The sequence below is a fragment of the Candidatus Desulfatibia sp. genome (assembly GCF_036446775.1).
Classification (GTDB): Bacteria; Desulfobacterota; Desulfobacteria; order Desulfobacterales; family UBA11574; genus Desulfatibia_A.
Map to the genome: position 1 here is coordinate 1 of NZ_JAZFTO010000075.1, position 3,116 is coordinate 3,116.

The 3,116-nt window shown below is 46.6% G+C and carries 3 protein-coding genes; all 3 read right to left on the reverse strand.

All coding sequences use genetic code 11. The annotated features are described in order from the left end of the window. Positions 1–218: 218 nt before the first annotated feature. Genes V3S16_RS03250 through V3S16_RS03260 form a run of 3 tightly spaced genes read right to left on the reverse strand, consistent with a single transcriptional unit; the run spans position 219 to position 3,104 of the window. Complete coding sequence (locus tag V3S16_RS03250) at positions 219–884, reverse strand: hypothetical protein (protein WP_413883239.1); 666 nt, start codon at positions 882–884, stop codon at positions 219–221. Positions 885–937: 53 nt separating this feature from the next. Further along, the gene (locus tag V3S16_RS03255; protein ID WP_413883240.1) at positions 938–2,671 is read right to left on the reverse strand and encodes a multiheme c-type cytochrome; all 1,734 of its coding nucleotides are present in this window, start codon (positions 2,669–2,671) and stop codon (positions 938–940) included. Next, positions 2,634–3,104, reverse strand: a complete 471-nt coding sequence (locus tag V3S16_RS03260; RefSeq protein ID WP_413883241.1) for a cupredoxin domain-containing protein — start codon at positions 3,102–3,104, stop codon at positions 2,634–2,636. Before V3S16_RS03260 ends, V3S16_RS03255 begins: the two co-directional genes overlap by 38 nt. Between the last annotated feature and the right edge of the window lie 12 nt (positions 3,105–3,116).

Consider the following 3,116-nt stretch of genomic DNA (forward strand, 5'->3'; position numbering starts at 1 on the left):
AAATTCCAAACAAGGGCTAAAACTATTTTTTTTATTCTTTTGTTTGTTATTTGTTTTTTCGGTCATTGGAATTTATTTGTTATTTGTATTTTGTTATTTGGGATTTCCCCTTTTGGTCATTGTTATTTGTTTGATATTTGACATTTGTTATTTGGAATTTAATTTACTGCATTTGAGACAGGGGCAAACCAAAGCCTGGTCCTCTGGGCCAGGATTCTTTACTTGTACAATACGCCCGGGGTGCCCCTGGAAAGCTCCAGTTGGATTGAAATCGTCCCATTTTTCGGAACAACCACGGTCTGTTTTTTTGTTTTTAATTTTTCATGTCTTGTTTTGATAAAGTATTTTTCGGGAGGAATATCCGTTAAGCCGTTGAAACCATACTGTTTCAGATACTTTGCATCCGGTATTTCAAACCTGCCCTTGGCATCCGTTACGGCGAAATAAGGATTTTTCATTACCATAATGTAGGCCGCCATTTCAGCGTGCACGTCACATCGAACCTCCACCATACCAGGTTTGTCGAAAAGGACCGTTTTTATCTCCCCCGGCGTGTAGCTGCCCAAATTGAACGGCTTTGTTCGGGACAGTGAAAATACATTATGATCTACCTTGTCATTATTGGGAAAATGGATCGTTGCACCGACCGGAACAGGTAAAATATGAGGGATAAAGGTCAGGTTTCGCTGGTCCATGACAAACTCAGTCTTAGAAAGATCCACAAAGGCCGGAGGTGCCTTGGTCAGGTATACAAGAATGTTCGCCGGAGAACGTAAGCCCTTCACTTTTACTGTTCCCGAAATCCCCCCGGCCATCGCCGGGCCCGGCAGACACAAGACCAATAAAGCGAGTAATAAGGTTATGGTTATAAAGTATCGTTTCAATTGTCTCCTCCAATTGGAATGATTTAACCTGAATTCCTCATGAGAAGTTCAGGTTACCACATGCTGCTGGTGATTAATATATCTTCGGCAACCCAATTCTTCTTTTTTGCCAATGTCTTGATAACCGGCCGATAAATGAGCCTGGCCTCGACCGTCGGTTCATCCTCGGGATCATCCAGGGCAAATACATATTCAAGGGTAACGGTTGTTTTTGGTCTAACACGCGTATCCGCGGCGATTGTTGTGGCGCGCCAAAACGGCACATTCAGATTGCCGTTGTCATCCTCAAGGACTCTGGCAAACATCGCTCCCGGCCGACCTGCATAATTGCCCTTTTCAATCTTGCCTGTGCCGGCCCATTTGGGGAGCACACTCCCTTTTATCATTTTCAAAGGCTTTTGGTTTGAATCCACAGCCTTTAGCAATAACATCACACTGCGCATGGTTTCTCCGGTAGGTACCCAGTGGCCGCCATTGGTATTTGTGATGAAGACATTGATGTTCAACCTGTTACCGGTTATCTTCCCTTCTATTTCCATTGACAGCGCGGTTTTGAGCTGAATCTCGGTACCACCGTCAAAATGATGGGGGCGGATGTTTTTGGGCGACCGGTAGGTGCCCCACATCTCCCGGGCCTGTCCGTCTACAACATAATTATCATACGGCAGCATCTTTTTACGCCAGCTCATATGGCAGTCCTGGCATTTTTTACCTTTGTTGGCGTCGTCCGGCGGCAATTGATCCTGCCACTGTTTCCACTCCTGATAAGTGCTCTGAATGGGGAGGTAAGTGTTGTCCTGCAACCCGAATCCCTTCCATTCTGAAGCCGTGTATACCTTGCCGGGGTCCCAAGTCTTGCTGTTTGCCAACTTCTTTGAATGACTATGACAGACGGAACAAAACAGCCCCTGATCCATAACAGGGCTATATGATGCGGCCATGGGAGGAACCACCACATCATCATAAGGACCGAAGACCAGAATCGACGACCCTTTGACGGGCGTCTGCCTTTCCAGAATCGGAGCCCTGCCGCTTGGCCTGGTCTTATCTGCAAGCACTTTTCTGATTTTGTGGCAAAAATCACAGCTGATGCCGTCCCATTCTGTGCGGGCAGACCAGAGTGCTGTTTTCAAATCTTTAATCTGGGGACTGGAAGCTGCGACCGACGGTGCGTGGCAAGTGACGCAGTTCCCCCCGCTGTCCGGATTATCCAGCTTGTATCCCGGAGCGACATTTTTACGCTTGAGCGCATCCGTTCCATAATACATATCCAGCACCTTGGGATTTGATGTTGTATGGGCCATTTTGGACTGATCCCAGTAGCGCGTTAATTTGACATGGCAGCGGGCACACGTTTTCGGTGAAATAAAACGATATTGAGGGTGATCATTCAGATAAATCGGGTATAAAAAGATATCTTTCATAGGGCCGGAAGGATTTGCGGCCAGTGCATTATTGAACCAGCCTTCTTTACCGGCCGTGACCCACAACTTTTCTCCTGTGAACTGTCCGGTAGGGAGCTCAAATCTTCCCTGTTTGTCGGTGAGGGCATATGTTTCTGTTCCAGCCACCCTGACTCTGGCATTTTCTACCGGACCATATTTAGAAATAACACGACCATGGATGGTTCGGTCCCGGGATGATTCCAGCCGTGCCTGGGCAGGACCAGTCTGCTTGAAAGAAAAAACAGCTAACGCTCCCAGAACTAAAATGAAACCGATTGATAACACATGTTTTTTCCGAAACATATTATGCTTTGACCACCAGGGTACCCTGCATGTTTTCATGGTTATCGCCGCATATGGCATTACAGGCAAAGGTAAAAGTACCGACCTTGTCGGCTGTAAAGGAAACCAGGACAACCTTTCCCGGCTGAATGCCGTCGGTAATAATAATACCGAAATCTTTAAGGCTGAAGCCGTGAACCACGTCGCTGCTTTTAAGTCTTAACACCACCCGGTCACCTTGGCGCACCTCTATCACCGGTTTTTCAGCAGGTCCATGTGACAGCCCCAGGGAAACAACCTCAAAGGCCTGCACCTCACCCAGCAACCAGCCTTTTTGGGTATGACCGGTAAGAGTAAATTCTTTCACGCCCGGTTCGATTTTATTTTGCCACACCTGACGATCGTAGGTCCATATGCCGTAAGGCAAACCAACTATAATCGCAATTAATAGAAATATAAAAATAAAATCCAATTGTTTATTGCCAATACGCATGAATTCCCTCTA

Bases quoted from the DNA above. Each gene is read 5' to 3' on its own strand.
- V3S16_RS03255 (WP_413883240.1), bottom strand. From the start codon at position 2,671: ATGAAAACATGCAGGGTACCCTGGTGGTCAAAGCATAATATGTTTCGG.
- V3S16_RS03260 (WP_413883241.1), bottom strand. From the start codon at position 3,104: ATGCGTATTGGCAATAAACAATTGGATTTTATTTTTATATTTCTATTA.